A 21,661-nucleotide genomic window follows, 5' to 3' on the forward strand; every position below is an offset into this window, starting at 1 on the left:
TGAGCCGGTAAAGTACGCCCCATGTCTTCCGTCGTGCAAATCACTGGTCTGCGCAAACAATACAATGGCCGGGAGGTCGTGCGCGGGATCGATCTGAACGTGTCGGCCGGGCGCTGCTTCGGCCTGCTCGGTCCGAACGGCGCGGGCAAGACCACGACACTGCGGCTGCTGCTCGGCCAGTCGCCGGTGAGCGGCGGCGAGATCCGCGTCTTCGGATTGCCGATCCCGCAGGCGGGGCGCGCGGTGCGCGCGCGCACCGGGGTGGTGCCGCAGGCCGACAACCTCGACCCCGATTTCACCGTCGCGGAAAACCTGCGCGTCTACGGCCGTTATTTCGGCATCCGGTTGGCCACGCTCGCAACCCGCATCGCCGAGCTGCTCGCATTCGTCGGCCTCACGGAACGGGCGGATGCGCGCATTGCGACGCTTTCGGGCGGCATGAAACGGCGGCTGACGATCGCGCGGGCGCTCATCAACGATCCCGAGCTGGTGGTGCTGGACGAGCCGACCACCGGGCTCGATCCGCAGGTGCGCCACATGATCTGGGGGCGGCTGCGTGACCTGCGCCAGGCCGGCAAAACGCTGTTGCTCACCACGCACTATATGGAAGAGGCCGAGCGGCTGTGCGATGAGCTCGTGATCATGGACCAGGGACGGATACTGGAACAGGGCACGCCGGCGGCGCTGATTAAAAAACACGCGGAACCCGAGGTGATCGAGGTGCGCGGTGAGGAGCAGCTCGCGCGCCAGGTGCTCGCCTCCTCCGGCGAAGGGCGCTTCGAGGTTGTAGGGGATACTTATTATTACTACACGCGCGACGCCCGCGCGGTGGTCAAGCGTCTCGAAGACATGGTGGGGCTCACTTTTTTACACCGGCCGTCGAATCTGGAAGACGTATTCCTGAAACTCACCGGGCGGGAATTGCGGGACTGATCATGGGGAATCTTTTTCTTCCACGCTTTCAGGGCGCCGCGCTGGCCGTGTGGCGGCGCAACACGCTGGTGTGGCGCAAGCTCATGCTGCCCAGTATCTTCATCAATTTCGGCGAGCCGTTCCTGTACCTGCTCGGGCTCGGCTACGGTCTCGGATTGTTCATCGGCGAGATGATGCACATGCCCTATCTCACGTTCCTCGCCTCGGGCATCCTGGCCTCGTCGGCGATGAACACGGCGAGCTTCGAGGCGATGTTCTCGGTGTACACGCGCATGATCCCGCAAAAGACCTATGAGGCGATCCTCACCACGCCGCTCGAGGTGCAGGACATCCTCGCGGGCGAGATGCTGTGGTGCGCGACCAAGTGCGTCGTCAGCGGCACGGCGATCCTGATTGTCGCCGCGCTGCTGGGCGCGGTGCACACCTGGCACGCGCTGTGGGTGCCGCTAGTGCTGTTCCTGGTCGGACTGTGTTTCTCGGGGATGGGGCTCATCATGACCTCGCTCGCGCCGGGATATGATTTCTTCAACTATTACGTCACGCTGGTGCTGACGCCGATGTTCATCCTCTCCGGGGTTTTTTATCCGGTCACCTCCCTGCCCGAAGCGCTGCAAATCATCGTGCAGATCCTCCCCCTGGCGCACGCCGTGGAGCTGATCCGGCCGCTGGTGGCGGGATTGCCGCTGGGCAACGTTCCGCTGCATTTGGCGGTGCTCGTGGGTTATGGCGCCGCGGGTTATTTCATTGCCGTGCGCCTGACGCGCCGGCGATTGCTGGTCTAAGCCTCGAGTGTGCAGCACAGCTCCGGGTTCGAACTGGACCATCGGCGTTCCTACGGCGACAATGAATCCTCGACCCAGAGAAACCCGGGGAAGTTTGCATGCCCTATGCGGCCACAGCCGATCTGCCGGACCCGGTGCGTAGTCACCTGCCGGCCCACGCCCAGGAAATTTATCTGGCGGCGTTCAATAACGCCTGGGAAGAATACGCCCGGCGCGAGGATCGGGAAGCCCTCGCGCACAGGGTTGCGTGGGCGGCGGTGAAGCAACAATACCGGAAAGCCGGAAAAGACTGGGTGAAGAAATAACCCCGTGGACATCCGCAACAAAATCCGCGCGCAGGACATCGAGCAGTTTTATTCCCGGGCGCTGGAATGCACATCGGCGTCGCGCGCCGCCATTCAGGTGGCGCTGGTTTCCGGATTCGAAGTCAGGCGCAAACCGGACAAGAGTTTCGTCACCAGCGTGGACCTGCGGGTGGAGGAACAATTGCGCGCCCTGATACAGCAACATTTCCCGGATCACGGAATCATCGGCGAGGAATACCCGCCGACGAAACCGCAGGCGCCGTTTCAATGGATTATGGATCCGATCGATGGCACGGAGGATTTCGTGCACCGCCTGCCCACCTTCGGCACCATGCTCGGTCTGTACTACCGCGGCGCGCCGGTCGTGGGCGTCATCGATCATCCGGTGCTCGATCTGCGCGTGAGCGCTGCGTTCGGTTTGGGTACTTACAAGAACAACGAGCGCATTCGTCTTGTTGACATCGAGCCTGCCGCCATGGATGGAAGCGAGCGCGTGATGATTCCGGCGCGCGCGAATTTCATCAAGCACGCCGACGAGGGGCGCCTGTTCGACGCCGTAACCCGGGCGCACCCCAACCACCGGATTTACCGTACCTGCTTTACTCACGCCTGCGCGGCGATCGGTGCCGCGGACGCCACCATCGACTACGGTAATCCGGTGTGGGATTTTGCCGCCACCCGAATTCTGATCGAGGAAGCCGGGGGAAAGTTTGTAACCGTGCGGGAAATGGATGTCCCCAAACTCGGTAAGGTTTATGGCTCGGTTTTCGGAAAACCGCGGCTGGTTGAGAAACTGGTTGCGCTCTTCAATGCTCCCGCGTGAACATTACCGGGTTTAGTCGGTCAGTAGGATACATCACGGCAGACAGAGGTGACCCATATGGATACAGCCACATTCGGCGCCGGTTGTTTCTGGGGGGTGGAAGCGGCGTTCCGTAACATTCCCGGCGTTATCTCCACGACGGTCGGTTACGGCGGCGGCAAAAAAGAAAATCCGACGTATCAAGAAGTGTGCACCGACACCACCGGCCATGCGGAACTGGTAGAGGTAACCTTCGACCCCGCCAAGGTGTCCTATGAGCAGCTGCTGGAAGTATTTTGGCAGAATCACGATCCCACCACGCGCAACCGGCAGGGTCCGGATGTCGGGTCGCAATACCGCTCGGTGATTTTCTATCACTCACCGGCGCAGGAAGCGGCCGCGCGCGCCGCGAAAGAAAAACTGGATAAATCCGGCAAGTTCCGCCGCCCAATCGTGACCGAAATTGCGCCGGCTCCGCCGTTTTACAAGGCCGAGGAATATCACCAGCGCTACCTGGAGAAACGCGGCCTCGCGACCTGCCATATCTAAGACCGTCCGCTTCCCTGGCGTGAACCGCTTTCTGGTTTCCGGTCCTTCAGTTCCGTGCCGGTTCCATCAGCGCATCGAGATTGCGGTTATCGCAAAAACCGGTGAATTCGTCGCGCAACCGCCCGATGTGAACCGCGGACGGTATGCTCACAATCAAGTTAAGTGAAAACATCGGTGTCCCGGTATGCGCCGCGGGATATGTCCAGGTGCTCATCTCCTCGATGTTGATTCCACGGCTGGCGAAAAATTCAGCGACGTCGTGAACAATGCCCGGATGGTCCATGGCCACGACATCGACCGTATACGGCATCATGTCCTGCGTGCCGGCCCGTGGTTCCGTGTGCCGGGCATGAACGGTCAATTCCAGATTTTTTTCCACCACCGGGAGTTGGCGCTCGAGCCGCGTAATCGCGCCCCAGTGTCCTGAAACCATCAGAATCAGGGAAAACTCGCCGCCTAATACCATCATCCGGCTGTTTTCGATGTTGCAACCGCAGTCGAGAATCGACTTGGACAGCTCGTTGACGATACCGGGGCGATCTTTTCCCAAAGCGGAAATGACAAAATATTTCTTCATGAAGGAATTATCGGATTTCGGATCGGCGCGCAGGAAGCGGAAAGTTTATCGCCTTATATTGCCGTCGACCAGCGAAGATCGGCGATTCTATTCCGGTCAGCGGGAAAGTTTAAGTTCCTTGACCACGAGATTACGCTTGTCGCCATTCCAGGACGAGACGCCTAACAGTTTTCCGGAATTATTAGCGTCGAGATCGTAAAACGGGACAATGTCCCAGACCTTCTTCAGCCCCTTCCGGTCGTAAACAAAAAAATAATTCTCCCGTCTTTCATAACTTGGGCCGGTGCTGATCTGGAAGGCCACCTGATTGCCAGTCGCGTACTCCACCCGCATCGCCGTCTGCTGATAATATTTCACGGGGAAACGGTAAAGCAGGTCGAGACGACCGTCACGGTAGCGCACAAGATAGGCTTCACGCTGGTAGGCCATGAACAGGACAAAGTCCTTGTCCAGGGCAAATGCCCCGCGCAGGCTGTAAATCCACGTGTCCGGGATTTCAACCAGTTTGACCGTTGCCTTACGCCCGGCATCGAGATACCAGACATGGTTGTCCTGTTGCCAGTAATTTTTCTGCACGATGAATTTCATCTCGCCGATTTTGTATCCGTTAAATAGCGCGTTTTCCAACACGAGAGGCGGGATAGCGGGAAATGCCGCCGCCAAGTCGGGAGCGGATGCCGCTTTTTTTCGAGCGGTCTCGTCGTCGAAGGAAATGGGTTTTTTCTCGATCAGGCTTCCGGCCACCGCGTCAAACACCAGATCAACGCCGTTGACATCACCGTCTGAAATGCTCGCCTTCAACGTCGTGGCGCTTGTCCAGACAAAGCCGGATACAAAACTTTTGTACACGGCAAATTCGCGTGATGACCGCGAATCGAGCAGTGTCTTGACCTTGAGGGTTTTCAGGTCGAGCACCAGAATTTCGTTCAGCTCGACCGTGCCTTCGTGAATAACACGGGAAAAAGCCAGATGGCGCGAATCCGGGGAGAAAAGCGGCAGCACATAATCGCCGTCATCCAGAACGATAATGGATTTCCCGGCGACGGACACTTCACCCGACGGCATTACCGGCAAGGATACAAACGGATTGGCCCACACGGGCACCGGTAACAACGCCGCGATCACCACCCACACCCAATGCCGCATGTACGTTTTTGGCAGGTTAACGAGCCGCCTGAGTATACCCTGCTTTTAAAAAGTGGGCATAACCTTGGTGACGTTACGGCGCCGCACCCGCGGCCGTACCGGTCTGAAACTTGGTGAGGCCGGTTTCGCGCACCGATAATTCAAGGCGATAAAGCAGGGTTGAGACCGCCATGTTATCCGATTCCATAGCGAAGCAGATCCGGATCAATGGCTGGTACCCGCTGAGCGGGTGATCTTGTTGTAGACGTTGTACTTGCCAGAGGGTTTTTTCATCGGCAGGCGTTTCACTTCCTTGAAGGTCGCGGCGTCATAGACCACCAGCGCGCCGTCCATTTCCCAGATACTTACCAGCGCGTATTTGCCGTCGCGCGTGAACTCGGTGTGCGCCGCGGTCTTGCCGGGTGCAGGCCTGAGCGTCTTGACGACTTCGAGTTTGTTTTTGTCGATGATCTCGAGCGCCTCCTTGTTCGGGCTGAACATGGAATCGGTCCAGGCATAGGGCGTGTTTTCGTGGGAGCGCATGAAAAATCCCGGACCGAGGGTCTTGATGTTCCTGATGGTCTTCCAGGTCTTTATGTCGATGACGGTGATGGTGCCTTCCTTGAGGTTGGGCGTGGCCAGCACCGGCGTGCCGCGCCAGTCCCAGGTAATGCCCGATCCCAGGTGCGGCAGGCCGGGCAAATCCACGTCGGCGATCTTGCGGCCCACGATCAGGCTCACCACCTGGCCATTCTTGCCGTTGCGCGCGGCGCCGATCAGATGCTCATACGGCTGGTCGAAGAAAAAGTCATCGAGATAATCATCAAGGCGGATGCGGCGCACCGGACAATCTTGTAGGGAACAAGATTGGACGCGCTTTAGCGCGCCCGTAGGGCGAGGGCCAGGATGGCCCGAGTCAAACGGCTCATCCGCAATGAGCGCCTCGCCCATGCGGTAGTCGTGCACCAACCCCGGATAAACCGGCTCGGCCTTGTCGTCGTAGGGAATTTCCCACACCTCGGGGATGTCCTTGAGCGCAGCAATGAAACTCTTGCGCGGCGCGGCATCGTAAACCGCACTCACGCGCGAGCTTTTGCCGGCGTCGTCCCGCACCGGAATGATCTTGAGCGGCGTCAGGTCCACGGCATCCAGCAGCACCAGGGTATGCGGCAGGTAATTACCCGCGATCACAAAACGCCCGTCACTTGAGACCGCGATGTTGCGCATGTTGATGCCGGCGCGGATCTCGGCAACATATTTCAAATTATAAATATCGAACTTGCTCACCCAGCCGTCGCGCGAGCCGAAATAGACGAAGCGCCCGTCGGGCGAGAACTTCGGCCCGCCGTGCAGGGCGAAACGTGTCGGGAAACGCAGGATCGGCTCGAAGCGGTCGCCGTCGAGCAGGGTTGCGTGATGGTCACCTAGCTCGACCACGATGAAAAGATTGAGCAGATCGGCCTTGAAAACCGGCTTGTCCGGCAGGCTCCCGGGTTTGTTATGGATGACCTGCGAGGCGCGCATGTCCGCCAGTTCCCAGCGCGGCGCCTGCGCCGGTGGCGTGTAGATGAAATCCGCCAGTGCCTTGATCTGCGCATCCGAAAGTTTTTCGCGGAATGGCGGCATTTGCGTCAGCGCGCGCCCATCCCGGATGACGGATAGCGCCTCCTCGCGCTTCAGCCTTCCCAGGTTCTCCGGCAGCAGCGCCGGACCCATCTTGCCGAAACGGTCGGCACCGTGGCAGGAAACACAGTGCTCCGCGTAAAGTTTTTCCACGGAGGGCGATTCAGCGGCCAGGACATCAGCCGCGGAAAATGCAAAAGCCAAGCAGAGAAAAAAAGCGGAACGCCGGCAAGCATGCATCATGTGGCAAGTCTATTTGCTGGCGCTGACGATGGGAATACGCGTGTAGGGCCGGTTCTGCAGACGCTCTCCAAGGCCTTGCACGCCGATTTCTTCATCGGTGAGATAGCACGCCGGGTCCTCGGCCCAGGGATCGTTGGTGAGCTGGTGCGCGCGTACGCGCGTGTTGCCGCCGCAGATATCGAAATACCTGCAGGCGCCGCAGCGGCCTTTGATGCTGCGCGGACTGGCCTTGAGCCCGGCCATGAGCGGATCGGAGGTATCCTGCCAGATTTGCGAGAACGGTCGTTCCTTTACATTGCCCAGGCTGTAATGCCACCAGAAGGTGTCGGGATGGACGTTGCCGAGATTATCGATATTCGCGATGTTCACGCCCGAGGAGTTGCCGCCCCACTGTGCGAGCTTGGCGCGCAGGTGATCCTCGAGTTGCGGGAAATGCCGGCGCACCCAGAACAGCAGGTATACCCCGTCGGCGTCATTATTGCCGGTGACGAATTCCTTGTGCAGGCCGCGCTGGGTGTAATCCCAGCAGCGGTCGAACAGCAGGTCCATGGCCCAGCGCGTGGTTTTCAAAATCACGTCGTCCTTGCGGTTGATGTTGCCGCGACCGGCATAGTTGAGATGCGACAAATAAAACTTGTCGACGCGTTCTTGCTCCATGAGATCGAGCAATTCGGGAAGCTCGCGGGCGTTGTCCTGGGTCATGGTAAAACGCATGCCGACCTTTATTCTCCGATCACGACACAGGCGGATGGCGTTCATCGAGGCGTCGTAGGCTCCTTCGCGGCGGCGGAAACGGTCGTGGGTTTGTTTGATCCCGTCAATGCTGATGCCGACGTAGTCGTAACCGACTTCGGCGATGCGCCCGATGCTGGATTCGTCGATCAGCGTGCCGTTGGTGGACAGTCCAACATAGAAACCCATTTCCTTGGCGCGGCGCGATACGTCGAAGATGTCGCGCCGCATGAGCGGCTCGCCGCCCGACAGGATCAGCACCGGTACATGGAAACGCTTGAGGTCGTCCATGACCCGGTAAACCTCCGCGGTCGAAAGCTCGCCCGGGAAATCGGTGTCGGCCGAGATCGAGTAGCAGTGCTTGCAGGTCAGGTTGCAGCGGCGGATCAGATTCCAGATCACCACCGGGCCGGGCGGCTGGCGTCTAGGCCCGAGCGGCGTCGGGTGGTGGATTTCCTGCATGTATTGCGATATCCGGAACATTTCACCTTACCATCAAAAAAATCAATTCACAGGATTAACAGGATTTTTCAGGATTTACAGGATTAATTCAAAAATATTTTGGGTTTAATCTTGTTAATCCTGTTTTAATCCTGTGAATCCTGTTAATTAAAAATTTTAACTAATCCTCAAGCCGGTTTTTTTGAGTATACGGGTGCTGTACAGCAGCGCATGGCCGCGGTCGGCGGTACCCAGCAACGCGGCGATCTGCGCCACTTTGGCTTCCACTTCCGGGCGATCGCGCCCGTGTACCATGGCGAACAGGTTATACGGCCATTCCGGCAAGTGCCGCGGACGATGATAGCAGTGACTGACGAAATCAAGTTCACCGATCCTATTTCCCAGCTCGCGCACGCGCCCGTCCGGCACGTCCCACACCGACATGCCGTTGGCCCGGTAACCCAGCGCGTAATGATTCGGGACCGCGCCGATACGGCGGATGATTCCGGCATCGAGCATGCGTTGCAGGCGCGCCATCACCTCCTCGGCGCCGATCTGCAGTTGCCCGGCGATGACATGATACGGACGGCTCACGCGCGGCAGGCCTTCCTGGGTCGCCACAATGATACGGCGGTCAAGCGCATCGAGTACGGGCGCGGCCCCGGTCCGTTGTTCGCGCAAGGCGGGCGCCGTGCTCATGCCTCGAACCTCAGCCCGACGAAGTATTCCTCCAGCTTGGGCATGTTGTAGACGGGATAACCAGTAACCGTTCCGATTTGAGCCAGCACCTCGGCGATACGCTCCGGTGTTTCGGTCGCGAGCACGAACCACAGGTTGAATGCGTGCTCGCGCGCATAGTTGTGCGCCACTTCGGGAAAACCGTTCACGATCTCCGCCACGCGCTCGAAATCGCCGGCGGGAATTTTCATGGCCGCGAGCGTCAGCGCCCCGCCCAGGCGCTCGGCGTGATACATCGGTCCAAACCGGGTCAGCGTGCCCCGATCCAGCAGCGCATCCAGGCGCCGGATAAGGTCAACCTCGCTCAGGCCCAGCCGCGCCGATATTTCGGCATAAGGACGCTCGCAGATCGGGAATCCCCCCTGCAGATCATTGACGATGTCGCGATCGATCGCATCCATCAACGTTCCCCTGCGGCGTATGAGTATACCGCCCCGCGCTGTTTGAATCGGCGGCGGCTGAAGAGAACCTCATGCGGCAGACTTTGCAGACCGCAATGATTGACCATCCACTCGAGTTGCGACAGCACTTCCTCCCGGCTTTTCCCGTGAATCATGCAATAAAGATTGTAACGCCACCGCGGCAGGCGCCGCGGGCGCCGATAACATAACGTGATGAATTCGAATTCGGCCAGGCAGCGTCCAAGTTCCATCACCCGGTCATCCGGCACGTCCCACACCACCATGGCATTGGCCGAATAACCCAACTCACGATGGCGCACCACCACGCCGAAACGGCTGATGACGCCGGCTTCCTTGAGCCGGGTCAGGCATGCCATCACTTCCGCTTCTTCCAGCCCGAGGCGCGCGGCGATTTCGGCATAAGGACGCGGTACCAGCGGCAAACCCGGTTGTAGCGCGGCGAGAACACGCCGTTCCGTTTCACCCACACGCTGATGGCGCGTTTTCGCTTCGGGATGCCGGACCAGCGTCAGTTCCATTGGAGCTCAAATCCCAGGTCGATGTGATAGTCCTGTTCGAGCGGTAACGACAACACCTCATAGCCGGTGCGCACGACAATCTCATCGAGCACATCCTGAAGCCGCGCGACATCCGTGGAAGTAGCCACGAACCACAGATTCAAGTGATTCTCACGCTCGTAATTGTGGTTGACCTCCGGGTATCCGTTTACGAGCGCGGCCACGGATTCAAGCGTTTCCGCCGGCACCGCCATGGCGGCGAGCGTGCTCACGCCCACGGTGTTGGGGCGCACCACGGCGCCGACGCGGCTGACGGCGCCGGCGCGCGTGAGCGCTTCCAGTCGTGCCAGCACGTCATTTTCCGTCACACCGAGACGACGGGCGATCTCGGCATAGGGCGCGGGCGACAACGGGAAATCCCGCTGGAAATCGTTCAGCAGGCGTTGATCCAAATCGGTCAGTTCCGGTTTCATTGGCCGATCCGATGGGCGCGCGCCGTGAAGAAAATTCCGCTTGGTTTGTCCGCCGGCAGCGACGCCAACCGTTCAAACGTAGCGGTGTCGTATACGTCCACGCGATTTTCATCGCGCACGGAAATCCATACCTGCTCCCCGCGCGGCGTGAACTCCATGTGCAGTACCGCCTTGCCGGGCTTCAGCGTCTGAATCACCTTGTGTGACAGGGTATCGATCACCTGGACCTTGTCGTTCTCGGGCGGAGCGAAGTTTACCCATACCTGACGTCCATCCGGCCGCGCGATCACGAATACCGCCTGTCCCACGACGTCGATACGCCCCGCTTCTTTCCAGTTTTTTTGATCAATCATTAATACTTCGTGGCGCCCCACCGCAGGCACAAAGGCGGTATCGTTCGATAGCGCCCAGTAGTCCATGTGCGGCATCTTGAAAACCGGAAGCGGTTGCCGGCCGCGCCCGTAACCGTCCAGGACACGGCGCACGCCCAGCGAAGGCTGCCACAAATCGAGCAACGCCAGCCCGTCTTCGCCGAACAGTCCGGCAATGTAGTAGTGGCCGTCGGGAGTGACGGTGCCGTCGTACGGCTGCCTGCCGACATCGGCAAATTTCTGCACCCGTGGCGCGCGCGGATTGCGCATGTCCACGATCCAGATCTCGCCGGCATCGTAGAGCGAATACACAAAACGATTGCCCGGCGCGTCCACCAACCCCACCACCTTGGAGCGGCGCTGATCATCGCCCGAACCCGCCGGGATGTCGGCAAGCAGCGCAAGCGTGTCGGCGGCGAACACCTTCACGCCGCCCGGTTCGTAATTGGAGACGGCGATCAACCGGCCATCCTGAGAAATGGCGCCGCCGATGCTGTTCCCCGCCTGCACGATGCGTTTCGCCACGCGCCCGCGCAGCAGGTCGATCTTGGTCAGTCCACCGTCGCGGCCGAAGACATAGGCGAATCGTGCATCGCGCGAATAGACCGCCGAGGCATGCGAGAGATCACCGAGGCCGGATATTCGGGCGAGACGCGTGCGCTGGCTGGTTTCAATCACCTGCACGCTGCCGCTGGCGCGCTCGATGATGATGCCCAGATCGCCCGTGCCACGCGGGGTGGCGCAGGCAGACAGCAGCAGCATGCCGGCAAGGCAGGGATAAACCCGACAGTAATTTAATAAATGCTCAACGCGCATGAGTTTTGCCGGTGATCAACACGTGTATCAGCCAATCAACTTCCTGCTCGTTCAGAAATCCTTTCCAGGGAGGCATCGGTGTACCCGGCCGGCCGTTCAATATTATTTCTCGCAGCATTGCCGCCGGTTTGCCGGTCAGTGCTTGCGCGGTAAGCGGTGGACCGAGCCCACCCCGGCGCGTGAGACCGTGACAGGATCCGCAATCCTGCTCAAGGAGATACAAAAGTTCCGACTGTCTGGCCAGGGGAATGCCGGCAAAAACCGGAATCATCCACAGGACACCGAGCGTGGCGAGGATGACACCAGCCTGATGCTTGACGCAGCGCATAGGAAACTATTCTCCCGTCATCGCCGGGGCAGTGTCATTCCTGCCCCAAAAAATTACAGTGTGCTAACCGTCAGTAAACGTCTTTTTGGGTGTTATAGACATTGAACTTGCCCGTCGGCGTGATCAGGCGTTTGTCCTTAATCACGTGCTTCAGTTTGCGGGTCTTGTCGTCGAGTATGACAATCGCCGATTCCTGTTCCTTTCCGTTCCACACGGAGAACCAGACTTCATCGCCTTTTTGGTTGTACTCCGGCTGGACCACGCGCTTCGGGCCCTCACCCAGGCCAGCCAGCTCGGCGATCTTCACCACCTGATATGGCTTGTCGAGATCCCCGATATCGAACACGGCGACTGACTGGCTTATCTCCGCGCTCGGATTCAGCACCGTATCCACCCACAGGTTACGAGACTTCGGATGGGTCTTGATGAACAGCGACCCGCCGCCCTGGCCTTTGAGGTTACGTACGACTTTCCAGGCGTTGCCTTTATGCTTCACCGGATCGGTGCCGATCAGGGAGATGGTGTCATCGCCCAGATGGCCGGTGGCCCATACCGGGCCGTACTTCGGATCGTTGAAGTTCGCGCCACGGCCCGGATGCGGGATCTTGCCAACATCGATTAGTTTCACGAGCTTGTCGTCCTTGGTGTCGACCACGGCGATCTTGTTTGACTGGTTGGCTGCGACCAGAAAATAACGCTTGGTGGAATCGAACCCGCCGTCGTGCAAGAAGCGCGCGGCACCGATTTCCGTGGTCGTGAGATTGTTAATGTCTTTGTAGTTGACCATCAGAATCTTGCCGGTTTCCTTGACGTTCACCACGAATTCCGGGTGGTAGTGCGACGCCACGATCGCGGCCACGCGCGGCTCGGGATGATAATCCTGCGTGTCCACGGTCATGCCGCGCGTTGCGACGATCTTGAGCGGCTCGAGCGTGTCGCCCTTCATGATGGTGTACTGCGGCGGCCAGTAAGCCCCGGCGATCGCATACTTGTCCTCATAGCCCTGGTACTTGGAGGTTTCGACCGACCGCGCCTCGAGACCGATCTTGATTTCGGCCACGTTGTCCGGTTGCTCCAACCAGAGGTCGATGAGATTTACCTTGGCGTCGCGGCCAATCACGTAGAGATAGCGCCCGGAAGCCGAGAGTCGCGAGATATGCACGGCGTAACCGGTCTTGACGATGTTGATGATCTTTTTGGAATCGCCATCGATCAGCGCCACTTCACCCGAATCGCGCAATGTGACCGAAAACAGATTGTCGAGATTCAGGTTGTTCATCTTCTTCTTCGGGCGATCCTGCGGCTTGACCAATACCTTCCATGACGCCTTCATTTGCTCCATGCCGAATTCGGGCGGCATGGGCGGCTCGTGTTGCAGGAACCGCGCCATGATATCGACATCTTCGTGGGTCAACTCTCCCGAGGTGCCCCAGTTCGGCATGCCCGCGGGGGATCCGTAGATAATGAACGTTTCAAGGTAGACGCTTCCCTTCTTCAGGGTGATGTCCGGTGTCAGGGGTTTCCCGGTTGCGCCCTTGCGCAGCACGCCGTGACAACCGGCGCAGCGCTCGAAATAAATCTGCTTGGCGCGCGTGAATTCCGCTTTGCTGAGTCCCGGTGCTTCCGGGGCGACCGCTTCTTTCGCCTCCTCCGGTTTGATCGTCACCGGAGCGCCCTGGTAGCGCATCTCGGTTTCCGGCGTGCCGGGATGACCGGAGGGTTTATCGGCGGCCCCGACCGCCCCGGTCAGTGCCACCATGCAAGCCGCGACCAGGCCGACAGTGATTGTTGAATTATTTGAATTCATCTCGGTATCCTCACATGTGAGAGTTGACAATCCTTCGAAACAGGAATCTACGGATCTATTGGTTTTGCAGCCTTGACGTGGGTCAAGGGCGTGACACACCGCCCTGTGTCATGATTGGGCCGCAAATCATGTTTAACCGTCTAATTCGTTAGCATTTTCGCTTCCCCGGCGCATGCGACCCGGCCCGATGGCAAGGTTTAAGGCGATATATGCCGGCATAAAATTGATTAAATGGAAACACATCACATTCAGGGCGTCAATTGACCATGTCAGTCACAAACATCCGATCAGCAGGCGGGAACGAATGGAACTGATCTATTTTACCGTCGCGGGGATTGCGCTTTACTTCGCCGCCGACTGGATTCTCGAGCGCATCGAAACCGCGCGCGGCGTTCGGTTCGAATACCGCTCGGTGATCTTTTTTTGCATCATCCTGGCATTGGCATTGATCACTTTCCAGATTATCTCCCAACTGAAACCTTCCTGAACCGCGCGTGAAACTTACTAAAGATCACTGCCAAGCGGGGCAACCCCGGATATCACGGCACGCCATTTTTTTCCGCCGGTGAAAATTATCATCGGATCACTCGCTGTTTCAGCGGACGCATGGAACCGTAGCAGATATACAGAAACAAAAAACCGCCGACAATGGCAACCAGTCCACCCAGCCCCGTCAGGCCCATGCCAAAGACACGGCCCATGGTATCGAGCGCCTGGGCAGTACCGGCGACCTTGCGCTGGACGCCGTAACCGCCCGATATCACGAGACCCATCACGTGCAGAAATTGGCCGGCGCCGTAAAGATAAGGTTGCCACTTTGACAACCTCAAATCCGGGGCTCGAAAACCCAGTCGCGGCAGCAGATGATAGGTCAGGCCCATGAAGGCCAGCGTCACACCGACGATACAGCCGTGATAATGCGCGGGAATGGTGACGTCGGTTCCGCTGATCAGAAAACCGATTACACCGCCAGCACCGAATAAAACCATTGATGTTATTAGCGCTGCCCGCAAGGGCTGAGCGTGACCGGTGGCTTTATTCGCTCGGAACAGGCCATGGAGCAGCGCCAGGCTTAATGGCATGGCGGCAAGGCTCCCCCCGTACTGCATCAACCAGGTGAACAATCGGATGTGCTCAACCGAGGTGACGGGATAGGCGTAATAAATAATCGGAACACAAAAAATGACGACAAGTCCGAAGGCGAAGAATATCAACGTCACGCGCGGACTGATCGACAGGCGGATGCCGGAGGTCGATGCGAGCCATAACCACGCCACCAGCATGAGCAAGGTATACGTAAATTGCAGTACATGTCCACCGCCCCAGAACAGCAATTCGAAATAGGGCCGGCCGGGAAGCGACCCGGGGACGGTGAAGTATGACCAGGCAAACGCGATCAGCGCCAACATGGATGAGACCGCGGACGTATTCAAGCCGAAGCGCAACGCGGCCGGACCTTCCATCCACGGACCCACCGGCGGGATTGAACTCATGGCGCGCAGCGTCAGCAATCCGAAGCCGGCGGCGAACAGCAACAGACCGGCATAAAAGAGCGGGTGCTGCAACACCGGGATGTAATTGCTCATAAGCGCCGAGCCGGCGCCGAAAAAGGGAGATGCCGCCATCACCAGCGCACCCGAGCTAGCCAGCAGCAAGGCAAGACGCCCGATCAAGAGATATTGCGTCGTCGAATTAAGACTCCACAGCGCGCCGCCGAAGGCAAGAAACCACACCAGCACCGACAGGTCGACGTGCGCCACCAGCGCGGTGTGAAAAAAATCCTCCCACGGGAGCAGCTCTTGTACATAGGGACTGCGCGCCGACACCAGCATTACCGAGAAGATTCCGGATCCCAGCAACGAAATGAGCCCCAACACCAGCCATCCCGTGGCCAGCACACGGCGGCCGTTTTCCGTGACAGGGAGGGTGTATTCGGCGGAATTCATGGATTATTTGATTACAAAACCTCCGTTCCTGGCATTGAACTCCACGACCCGTATCTGCCCCGGCTGAAGGTCGATATACGTTTCCCGGGTGAAATTGAAATCCGGCGCGCGCGCACTGTCTTTCAAGCGCACGCGCAGATGATGTCGTCCGGCGGTTACGGGAAATTTCTGATAAACCGTGGAAACGCCGTCGCGCGACAATCCGGACGGTGGCAGGTCGGCGCGGTACATTATTTTCCCGTCCAGTTCGAGTTCGAATTTAACGGATGATCGCTCCCGCCCGCAATGGATCGCGACACGCATATTGGGTGGCAGGCTCGCCAATTCTTCCGCGCTGCGCACACGGCATCCCTCGATCGGTTGCCCGGCATGGCTGAAGCTCGCCTTGATGAGGGCCGAGTCCGGAGGAAAAGAGACGTATGCCGGTGCGGATGAAAAATAGCCGATTGCGGCCGCAAACAGGCCGTAAAACACTCCCTGCCAGGCATAGCGTAATATCTTTTTCAGCATCGAGTTATCTTCATATAGATATATAGTTTTACCATGCCGTCGCCTCAGTCCAGACGGCGATGCAGTCGGGCATCATGGGTGCGAAAATGTTCGATAAACCACTGCTGCAGGCTGTGTGCGCATTGTTCCTCGCTGAAGTATTTCCGTTCTTCATAATCGTCCATGATGTCACGGATTTCATCGAGCAGACGCTCATGATCGGCCTTGTGTTCGGCATAGTGATCATAGTGGTGTTGGCGCATGATTTTTTCCTCCAGGGCGAAATGCATGGATATCCGCGCAAAGATTTCTCCGAGAAAATCCTTTACCGCGTCTTCGGCGCCGGGCCGGATCATCCGGTTGTACGTCTCGTTGATCAGCTCGAGGAGTTGCCGGTGTTCGTGATCCACGGACGCAACGCCGACTGAAAATTTGTCATCCCAATCGATAAGCGCCATCTCGAGCCTCTAATGGATGCGGCGTGGGCGCGGCGGGCGGGGTTGTTCCGCCGCGATGATAAGGGCCCAGCGCGCGAAGCCGCGCGCGGAATTCTTCCAACTCGCGCAGGAGCATAGCGCCTCCCGTCTTGCCGGCCCAAATGGCGGCCACACGCCGGCGTGGCACGTGCCGTCGCAAGACAGGATCGCGCCGGCCCTCCATGCGTTGTTTCGTCCATTCGATGCCAAGACGCTGGTAACAGTCGCCTTCTGTACACCCGGCGAGGATCACCCCGTCCGCATGACGCCGGCGGATGACGAAATCGATGAACGAGGGGGGTATCGCGCCGATGCAAGGCACCACCAGCGTTGCCACGCCGTGACCGTCAAGGGATTTGATAGAAGCCCCAAAACTGCAACCGTAAACCATTACCCGTTCCGTTCCGGACAGTTTTGCCGTCGCCGCCAGGGTTTGCTCGCGGAGCGCGCGCACGGGAAATCCGGGCAGATCGATTCCCGGATTTAACTCGATAGTCCGCCGGAACGGGGTCGAGGTGGGGCAGGCGCCGGCGCAGATGCCGCAACGGGTGCAAAGATCCGGATCAACCACGGCCTCGGTTTCAAACGGCAATCCATCGGTACGCGGCTGCAAAACCACGGCACTGAAGGGGCAGTCGGCGAAGCAACGGCCGCAACCATTGCAATTCTCGAGGTTCACGATGGCCGCTGGTTGCTGCTTCCGTCGCGGCAACCACGGAAACAACAATAATATTAAAGTACCGCCCCCCACCAGCGCCCAAACCGTTCCGGGCGACCATTTTTCGATCAACGGATAAATGGAGAGGTAAAACCAATCAGGTCGCACCGTGCCGTAAACGGTATCAAGATTGGCCGGACCCTGGCTCAGCGCCGGATACACGAGCGCAAGCAGCAACAGCGAAAACAGGGTGCCGGCCATAATGGCGCGCGGCGGATTGGTTCTCGGGCTCGTGATACGCTGCAAATGAATCCACATACCCAGCAATAAAAACAGCGGAATGGCGATATGCATGAATGACATCAGCGAGAAGAAACGGTCATTCACCGAGGCGTTGCTCAGAAAATTGCGCGCGATCGGCTCGCCGAAAATACCGAGCCAGTCGAACCACTCCGATGTCGTTATAGCGACATACTGAGCCAGGCGATCCCACACCAGCCAGTACCCGGTTATTCCCGAAGCATACAGCAGCCACAGCAGGAACGCGCCGATTACCCATGAATACCAGCGCACTCCGCGATAGCGATCCAGCGTGAACTCGCGCGCGATATGCAGCAACACGAGCGCCACCATGCCGTCCGAGGCGTAACGATGCAGGCTGCGCGCCACGCCGCCGAGATACCATTGCGTGTTCGTCAGATATTCAACGGATCGATAGGCGCCGTCGATACCGGTTTCGAAAAAAATGTATACATAGATTCCGCTCGCGGTCACGATCCAGAACAGGTAGAACAACAGCGCCCCAAGGTGGTAAAAGGGATTGATCGCGGGCCCAAAAGCGGCGTCGAAAGCCTTTTCTATGTACCAGAAAACGCGCCGTCCGCCGCGTTGCCAGGTTTCGACCGCGAGGAATTTCAGCATAAGCGCATCACCGATAAATCCATCGGAGAACCCTAGCATTTTGCGGGGACAAAAAATTGATGCAGGTCAACCGGCCAGGTTTCGGCGGTTGCGGCGCCATTCGCGGATCAGGAAGAAGCTCACGACCCCGATGGAACTGAGGCCGATAATAATTTCCAAGAAAAGCGAATAATCGATGCGATATTCGCCGGAAGCAGGGTCGTAGACCGTGCAAAACAACTTGATTCGGTTGCTGACACTTGAAAGCAGCGAAGGCCCCGCCGGCATGCCGAAGATCAGTTCCTTGAGCGGCTCCACCAGCAACGGTATTTCAAATTTCATTCCATAAACCTGACGGTAGATTTTCCCCTGCGCGTCGATAATCGTGGCCTGAATAAGATGATCGAACCCGTGTGGGGCTCGATACGAAATAAAACCAAAATCCCTCGATACCGATTCCATGGTCGTGGGGTCGGCGCTCAGAAAGTCCCATTGAGGCAAATTGACACCCTGCTCCCGGGCAAAACGCTGCATGGCGGCCGGGGTATCGTTCGCGCTATCGAAACCGATCGTCAGGACGCTGAAACTGTCCGGTCCCAATACCGCGCGCGCGATGCGCACGCCCTTGGCCAAATGCTGCGTGGTCGTAGGGCATATATGATAACAACTGGTATAGATTAGGCTGATGACCAGCGGTTTACCGCGAAAATCAGACAGCCGCACACGGCGTCCGTCACCGGCTGTAAACGCGAAGTCGCCGATATTATTGCCGATGGCACCCTGACTCAGGGCGAGCGCGGTTTGTCGGTCAAAAACCGGGGGCGGGCTTTGCATCAACGCGGCGGGCTCGGAAACGCCGAAGCGCGCTTCGCGTGGCGCGGAATTTCCCGCCGGGGCGGACGCCCATGCGCTGATCAAGCCGACAAACAAAATAAACTTTTTCACATTTTCATCCCGGATTCAGTCGATGAGGACCGGCCGGGGACCGGGACAGAAGCCGACTTGCACCGAAACGGCCAGTCCAATCTCCCGGTGCAAGTAACACTCCCGCCCCCGCCTTTACTTGCCTCGGTTCCGGAAGCCAGCGGAATGAAATGGAAGTCAGCCGCCGGTCAAGGCCTCGCTGTCAGCTCAATCCCCACGTCTGGGACAGATATTTCCAGTTGACGAAGTAGTAGAGAACAAACGCCGTCAGGAATACCAGCGCCAACACCAGCGTCCCGGGCACCGAAATCCCGCCGATACCGATCCCCTGAAATCCCGGTCCCACCGGCTGGGCGATGAGCGGTATCGCGCTCTTCGTTTCACCTCTGCGGCGACCGAATAACACCGAGCCGACAATTTGCAGGATGAACAGACCGCCGCCGATCACCGCCAGGATGGCGCTCAAGCCGGCGAGGCCTAACAGGAAGTAAGCCGTTTCCGGATACTGATGGTTGAATAACGCGCCGCTGAAGGCGATATCCCAGTGACGCCGCGGCACGCCCAGAGTGCCGGCACCCATCATGAACAGGGATAAACCGATAGTGCCGATACCGAACAGGTATGGCTGAAACTTGGCGAGCGAAGGCAATATGACTTCGCGACGGAATAAAACCGGCACCAGCCAGTAGGTCAGGGCCATGAAGGCGAGCGTGGTACCGCCGACGACCGTGGCATGGAAGTGTCCCGGCACATACAGGGTATTGTGGATGATCAGGTTGATCTGCTCGGTGCCCATCACCACGCCGGATATGCCGCCGAGAAATCCGAAGATGAGAATCGAGAGAAACACGCCCGCGAACGTTGGATTGCCCCACGGGGCCTTGCGCAACCATTCAAACAGGCCTTTGTTGAATCCGCGCTTGCGCTGCGCCGCCTCCATCGAACCCGGCACCGTCAGTCCGTGAATCATGCTGGCCAGCACCGCCAGGTACATGGCATAGCTGGTGTTGAATATTTTCCATTCACTGCCGATGCCCGGATCGACCAGGAGATGATGGGCGCTGGCGAGTTGCAGGAACAGGATGTAAAGCAGGAATGCCATGCGCGAGACCTTTTCGGACAGCGGCCGCGCGCCGAATACCACGCCCATGACCGCGTACCATACGGCGATATGCGCCGAAACATTGATCTGCTGCGAGGAGTGGCCCATGCCCCACCAGACGATGCGATACATGAGCGGATCGATGTAACTGATGTAACCCACCTTCCATAGGAAGGTGGGGATAAGAATGATCGCCCCCGAAGCTACGGTGAAAATCGCGATGATGCATGCCGTCAGCGCGCCAAACGTGACCAGCGGTATCGAACCCTCGCCGTAGGTGCGTTCAGCGCGCGCTATCACCAGCGTTCCGAGAAACACGAAGCAACCGATCAACGCGCCCACCGCGAACAGAATCAGCCCGAGGTAGAAGTGCGCCTCGGCTGACATGGGCACGTAGGACGTCATCATCACGCTCGAGCGTCCCTGAAAGATCGCCGTCATGGTCATGATCGAACCCGCCACCATGAGGACAAAACCCAGGTACGCCCAGCGCGGGGTTGCCAGGCGCGACCTCAACAACGTGCTGGAAGTAAAATAAAGCACGGCAATTTCGAAAAAGATGACCCAGAAAATCAGCACCCCGACGCCGTGCGCCGTCAGCAGCATGTAAAACGAATTCGCCGACAACAGATGCACCTCGGGCCAGCGTGTCAGACCCATCAACAAACCCAGCACCCCGCCGATCAGCAGGAACACGATTCCCGCAACGGCATTGAGTTTCATCAGCGTCTCGGCCGGCTTGTGAAACAACAGGCCGGTGTCGGGGCAGGTCCGGAATTCCGCGGAATTCGCCATGATCCCTTCCTCCTCGTTACTTGACGTAGATTTTCCCGATCATCAGGTGATGACCGAGACCGCAGTATTCATTGCACACCACCGAGAACGCGCCCGATTTATTGGGTGTGATTTTCAGCACCATTTCATAGCCGGGAATGACCTGGACATTGATATTCTCCGGCTGCAGGGAAAATCCGTGCTGCCAATCCACCAACGACAGATGCAACCGGTAGGTTTGATTTTTTTCAAGTTCAAGCACCGGATACCATTCCCACAAACGCGCCAGCAGATATACATCGGAACCCGCGGGCGGTCGCACCACAGGAATGTTGCGTTCGGTTTCCTGGCGTATCGTGTATTGGTCCACCATCGCCTGCACCTTCCGGGTGTATCGTTCCGGCGTGGTACGGTAGGCTTCGCTGGAGAGATTTTGGTTTCCGTAAATGTGCCAATACGGCATCATCAGGAACATCACAATCGCCCACACCAGGGCAATGGCCACCCAAAAGAGTTCTACACCTTCAATCGGCTCTTTCCACCAGAGTCGTTCAGCAGGAGGGCTAAGGCTCATGTCGGTGTCTCCCGCAAATTAGTTCGATATGGGAATGGTGACGATTTCCATGACGCCCCACAGGATGTAGAACACGGTCGGAACCACGATCCCCAAGAACAGCAGCAGGAACGGGTTGTCGAGCACGCGTTGCATGGCGGGAATATCTTCGTCTCGATTTGCAGCCGGGGTTTTTGTGGGAACCATATTTGTCATCTCCTTTTATTAACCAGAAATATCCGGCGGTTGTTGTTCATTCGTACATCCAGAACAGC

25 protein-coding genes are annotated in these 21,661 nt (G+C 58.3%); 6 read left to right on the forward strand and 19 right to left on the reverse strand.

Annotation, left to right across the window (positions count from 1 at the left end):
• Nucleotides 1-21: 21 nt before the first annotated feature.
• The 5 genes from WD823_RS04410 to msrA all read left to right on the forward strand — a co-directional run bounded on the left by WD823_RS04410 (nucleotide 22) and on the right by msrA (nucleotide 3,371).
• Complete coding sequence (locus WD823_RS04410; protein WP_368428270.1) at nucleotides 22-933, forward strand: ATP-binding cassette domain-containing protein; 912 nt, start codon at nucleotides 22-24, stop codon at nucleotides 931-933.
• A gap of 2 nt (nucleotides 934-935) precedes the next feature.
• Nucleotides 936-1,715 carry an ABC transporter permease gene (locus WD823_RS04415; protein ID WP_368428271.1) on the forward strand — a complete coding sequence of 260 codons (780 nt, stop codon included), beginning with the start codon at nucleotides 936-938 and terminating at the stop codon, nucleotides 1,713-1,715.
• A gap of 98 nt (nucleotides 1,716-1,813) precedes the next feature.
• On the forward strand, nucleotides 1,814-2,020 hold the full coding sequence (locus WD823_RS04420) for a ChaB family protein (RefSeq protein WP_368428272.1): 207 nt from the start codon (nucleotides 1,814-1,816) through the stop codon (nucleotides 2,018-2,020).
• A gap of 4 nt (nucleotides 2,021-2,024) precedes the next feature.
• Complete coding sequence (locus WD823_RS04425; protein ID WP_368428273.1) at nucleotides 2,025-2,843, forward strand: inositol monophosphatase; 819 nt, start codon at nucleotides 2,025-2,027, stop codon at nucleotides 2,841-2,843.
• A 57-nt stretch (nucleotides 2,844-2,900) separates the two neighbouring features.
• Entirely contained in the window at nucleotides 2,901-3,371 is a 471-nt protein-coding gene (gene msrA, locus WD823_RS04430) for a peptide-methionine (S)-S-oxide reductase MsrA (RefSeq protein ID WP_368428274.1), read from the forward strand.
• Nucleotides 3,372-3,417: 46 nt separating this feature from the next.
• Here the strand turns inward: msrA and WD823_RS04435 are convergent, their stop codons facing one another.
• From WD823_RS04435 to WD823_RS04485, 11 genes are all read right to left on the reverse strand, one after another.
• On the reverse strand, nucleotides 3,418-3,948 hold the full coding sequence (locus WD823_RS04435) for a glycine cleavage system protein R (RefSeq protein WP_368428275.1): 531 nt from the start codon (nucleotides 3,946-3,948) through the stop codon (nucleotides 3,418-3,420).
• A 96-nt stretch (nucleotides 3,949-4,044) separates the two neighbouring features.
• A complete protein-coding gene (locus WD823_RS04440; RefSeq protein ID WP_368428276.1) occupies nucleotides 4,045-5,094 on the reverse strand; it encodes a hypothetical protein in 1,050 nt (349 codons plus the stop codon).
• 204 nt (nucleotides 5,095-5,298) lie between these two features.
• Nucleotides 5,299-6,939 (reverse strand): cytochrome D1 domain-containing protein, encoded by a 1,641-nt coding sequence (locus WD823_RS04445; RefSeq protein WP_368428277.1) that lies wholly within the window; start codon nucleotides 6,937-6,939, stop codon nucleotides 5,299-5,301.
• Nucleotides 6,940-6,948: 9 nt separating this feature from the next.
• Complete coding sequence (gene nirJ, locus WD823_RS04450) at nucleotides 6,949-8,154, reverse strand: heme d1 biosynthesis radical SAM protein NirJ (RefSeq protein ID WP_368428278.1); 1,206 nt, start codon at nucleotides 8,152-8,154, stop codon at nucleotides 6,949-6,951.
• Between the two features lie 135 nt (nucleotides 8,155-8,289).
• Nucleotides 8,290-8,811, reverse strand: a complete 522-nt coding sequence (locus WD823_RS04455; protein ID WP_368428279.1) for an Lrp/AsnC family transcriptional regulator — start codon at nucleotides 8,809-8,811, stop codon at nucleotides 8,290-8,292.
• On the reverse strand, nucleotides 8,808-9,251 hold the full coding sequence (locus tag WD823_RS04460; RefSeq protein ID WP_368428280.1) for an AsnC family transcriptional regulator: 444 nt from the start codon (nucleotides 9,249-9,251) through the stop codon (nucleotides 8,808-8,810). Before WD823_RS04460 ends, WD823_RS04455 begins: the two co-directional genes overlap by 4 nt.
• Nucleotides 9,251-9,790, reverse strand: a complete 540-nt coding sequence (locus tag WD823_RS04465; RefSeq protein ID WP_368428281.1) for an Lrp/AsnC family transcriptional regulator — start codon at nucleotides 9,788-9,790, stop codon at nucleotides 9,251-9,253. Before WD823_RS04465 ends, WD823_RS04460 begins: the two co-directional genes overlap by 1 nt.
• A complete protein-coding gene (locus WD823_RS04470) occupies nucleotides 9,781-10,242 on the reverse strand; it encodes an AsnC family transcriptional regulator (protein ID WP_368428282.1) in 462 nt (153 codons plus the stop codon). Before WD823_RS04470 ends, WD823_RS04465 begins: the two co-directional genes overlap by 10 nt.
• Complete coding sequence (locus WD823_RS04475) at nucleotides 10,239-11,429, reverse strand: cytochrome D1 domain-containing protein (protein WP_368428283.1); 1,191 nt, start codon at nucleotides 11,427-11,429, stop codon at nucleotides 10,239-10,241. Before WD823_RS04475 ends, WD823_RS04470 begins: the two co-directional genes overlap by 4 nt.
• Nucleotides 11,419-11,757: a cytochrome c gene (locus WD823_RS04480; protein ID WP_368428284.1), complete on the reverse strand. Its 339-nt coding sequence runs from the start codon at nucleotides 11,755-11,757 to the stop codon at nucleotides 11,419-11,421. The genes WD823_RS04475 and WD823_RS04480 overlap by 11 nt, the downstream gene beginning before the upstream one ends.
• A 70-nt stretch (nucleotides 11,758-11,827) precedes the next feature.
• A complete protein-coding gene (locus WD823_RS04485; RefSeq protein WP_368428285.1) occupies nucleotides 11,828-13,564 on the reverse strand; it encodes a cytochrome D1 domain-containing protein in 1,737 nt (578 codons plus the stop codon).
• 304 nt (nucleotides 13,565-13,868) lie between these two features.
• Here WD823_RS04485 and WD823_RS04490 point away from each other — a divergent pair, with 304 nt between their 5' ends.
• Complete coding sequence (locus tag WD823_RS04490; protein WP_368428286.1) at nucleotides 13,869-14,051, forward strand: hypothetical protein; 183 nt, start codon at nucleotides 13,869-13,871, stop codon at nucleotides 14,049-14,051.
• Between the two features lie 88 nt (nucleotides 14,052-14,139).
• On the opposite strand, the gene WD823_RS04495 is transcribed toward WD823_RS04490, so the two are convergent.
• From WD823_RS04495 to WD823_RS04530, 8 genes are all read right to left on the reverse strand, one after another.
• Nucleotides 14,140-15,510 (reverse strand): cbb3-type cytochrome c oxidase subunit I, encoded by a 1,371-nt coding sequence (locus tag WD823_RS04495; RefSeq protein WP_368428287.1) that lies wholly within the window; start codon nucleotides 15,508-15,510, stop codon nucleotides 14,140-14,142.
• Nucleotides 15,511-15,513: 3 nt separating this feature from the next.
• Nucleotides 15,514-16,020: a hypothetical protein gene (locus tag WD823_RS04500; RefSeq protein WP_368428288.1), complete on the reverse strand. Its 507-nt coding sequence runs from the start codon at nucleotides 16,018-16,020 to the stop codon at nucleotides 15,514-15,516.
• A 44-nt stretch (nucleotides 16,021-16,064) separates the two neighbouring features.
• Nucleotides 16,065-16,457, reverse strand: a complete 393-nt coding sequence (locus WD823_RS04505; protein WP_368428289.1) for a bacteriohemerythrin — start codon at nucleotides 16,455-16,457, stop codon at nucleotides 16,065-16,067.
• Nucleotides 16,435-18,054 (reverse strand): cytochrome b N-terminal domain-containing protein, encoded by a 1,620-nt coding sequence (locus WD823_RS04510; protein ID WP_368428290.1) that lies wholly within the window; start codon nucleotides 18,052-18,054, stop codon nucleotides 16,435-16,437. The genes WD823_RS04505 and WD823_RS04510 overlap by 23 nt, the downstream gene beginning before the upstream one ends.
• 66 nt (nucleotides 18,055-18,120) lie before the next feature.
• Nucleotides 18,121-18,978, reverse strand: coding sequence for an SCO family protein (locus WD823_RS04515; protein ID WP_368428291.1), 858 nt, complete (start codon nucleotides 18,976-18,978; stop codon nucleotides 18,121-18,123).
• A gap of 181 nt (nucleotides 18,979-19,159) precedes the next feature.
• Nucleotides 19,160-20,854 (reverse strand): cbb3-type cytochrome c oxidase subunit I, encoded by a 1,695-nt coding sequence (locus WD823_RS04520; protein ID WP_368428292.1) that lies wholly within the window; start codon nucleotides 20,852-20,854, stop codon nucleotides 19,160-19,162.
• A gap of 16 nt (nucleotides 20,855-20,870) precedes the next feature.
• A complete protein-coding gene (locus WD823_RS04525; protein ID WP_368428293.1) occupies nucleotides 20,871-21,407 on the reverse strand; it encodes a cytochrome C oxidase subunit II in 537 nt (178 codons plus the stop codon).
• Nucleotides 21,408-21,425: 18 nt separating this feature from the next.
• Nucleotides 21,426-21,593 carry a hypothetical protein gene (locus WD823_RS04530; protein WP_368428294.1) on the reverse strand — a complete coding sequence of 56 codons (168 nt, stop codon included), beginning with the start codon at nucleotides 21,591-21,593 and terminating at the stop codon, nucleotides 21,426-21,428.
• Nucleotides 21,594-21,661 lie beyond the last annotated feature (68 nt).

The organism is Sulfuricaulis sp. (assembly GCF_040901545.1).
Lineage (GTDB): Bacteria > Pseudomonadota > Gammaproteobacteria > Acidiferrobacterales > Sulfurifustaceae > Sulfuricaulis.

Excerpts from the sequence above, each read along its gene's own strand:
- WD823_RS04410 (WP_368428270.1), top strand. The coding sequence starts at position 22 with ATGTCTTCCGTCGTGCAAATCACTGGTCTGCGCAAACAATACAATGGC.
- WD823_RS04415 (WP_368428271.1), top strand. The coding sequence starts at position 936 with ATGGGGAATCTTTTTCTTCCACGCTTTCAGGGCGCCGCGCTGGCCGTG.
- WD823_RS04420 (WP_368428272.1), top strand. The coding sequence starts at position 1,814 with ATGCCCTATGCGGCCACAGCCGATCTGCCGGACCCGGTGCGTAGTCAC.
- msrA (WP_368428274.1), top strand. The coding sequence starts at position 2,901 with ATGGATACAGCCACATTCGGCGCCGGTTGTTTCTGGGGGGTGGAAGCG.
- WD823_RS04435 (WP_368428275.1), bottom strand. The coding sequence starts at position 3,948 with ATGAAGAAATATTTTGTCATTTCCGCTTTGGGAAAAGATCGCCCCGGT.
- WD823_RS04440 (WP_368428276.1), bottom strand. The coding sequence starts at position 5,094 with ATGCGGCATTGGGTGTGGGTGGTGATCGCGGCGTTGTTACCGGTGCCC.
- WD823_RS04445 (WP_368428277.1), bottom strand. The coding sequence starts at position 6,939 with ATGATGCATGCTTGCCGGCGTTCCGCTTTTTTTCTCTGCTTGGCTTTT.
- nirJ (WP_368428278.1), bottom strand. The coding sequence starts at position 8,154 with ATGTTCCGGATATCGCAATACATGCAGGAAATCCACCACCCGACGCCG.
- WD823_RS04455 (WP_368428279.1), bottom strand. The coding sequence starts at position 8,811 with ATGAGCACGGCGCCCGCCTTGCGCGAACAACGGACCGGGGCCGCGCCC.
- WD823_RS04460 (WP_368428280.1), bottom strand. The coding sequence starts at position 9,251 with ATGGATGCGATCGATCGCGACATCGTCAATGATCTGCAGGGGGGATTC.
- WD823_RS04465 (WP_368428281.1), bottom strand. The coding sequence starts at position 9,790 with ATGGAACTGACGCTGGTCCGGCATCCCGAAGCGAAAACGCGCCATCAG.
- WD823_RS04470 (WP_368428282.1), bottom strand. The coding sequence starts at position 10,242 with ATGAAACCGGAACTGACCGATTTGGATCAACGCCTGCTGAACGATTTC.
- WD823_RS04475 (WP_368428283.1), bottom strand. The coding sequence starts at position 11,429 with ATGCGCGTTGAGCATTTATTAAATTACTGTCGGGTTTATCCCTGCCTT.
- WD823_RS04480 (WP_368428284.1), bottom strand. The coding sequence starts at position 11,757 with ATGCGCTGCGTCAAGCATCAGGCTGGTGTCATCCTCGCCACGCTCGGT.
- WD823_RS04485 (WP_368428285.1), bottom strand. The coding sequence starts at position 13,564 with ATGAATTCAAATAATTCAACAATCACTGTCGGCCTGGTCGCGGCTTGC.
- WD823_RS04490 (WP_368428286.1), top strand. The coding sequence starts at position 13,869 with ATGGAACTGATCTATTTTACCGTCGCGGGGATTGCGCTTTACTTCGCC.
- WD823_RS04495 (WP_368428287.1), bottom strand. The coding sequence starts at position 15,510 with ATGAATTCCGCCGAATACACCCTCCCTGTCACGGAAAACGGCCGCCGT.
- WD823_RS04500 (WP_368428288.1), bottom strand. The coding sequence starts at position 16,020 with ATGCTGAAAAAGATATTACGCTATGCCTGGCAGGGAGTGTTTTACGGC.
- WD823_RS04505 (WP_368428289.1), bottom strand. The coding sequence starts at position 16,457 with ATGGCGCTTATCGATTGGGATGACAAATTTTCAGTCGGCGTTGCGTCC.
- WD823_RS04510 (WP_368428290.1), bottom strand. The coding sequence starts at position 18,054 with ATGCTGAAATTCCTCGCGGTCGAAACCTGGCAACGCGGCGGACGGCGC.
- WD823_RS04520 (WP_368428292.1), bottom strand. The coding sequence starts at position 20,854 with ATGGCGAATTCCGCGGAATTCCGGACCTGCCCCGACACCGGCCTGTTG.
- WD823_RS04525 (WP_368428293.1), bottom strand. The coding sequence starts at position 21,407 with ATGAGCCTTAGCCCTCCTGCTGAACGACTCTGGTGGAAAGAGCCGATT.
- WD823_RS04530 (WP_368428294.1), bottom strand. The coding sequence starts at position 21,593 with ATGGTTCCCACAAAAACCCCGGCTGCAAATCGAGACGAAGATATTCCC.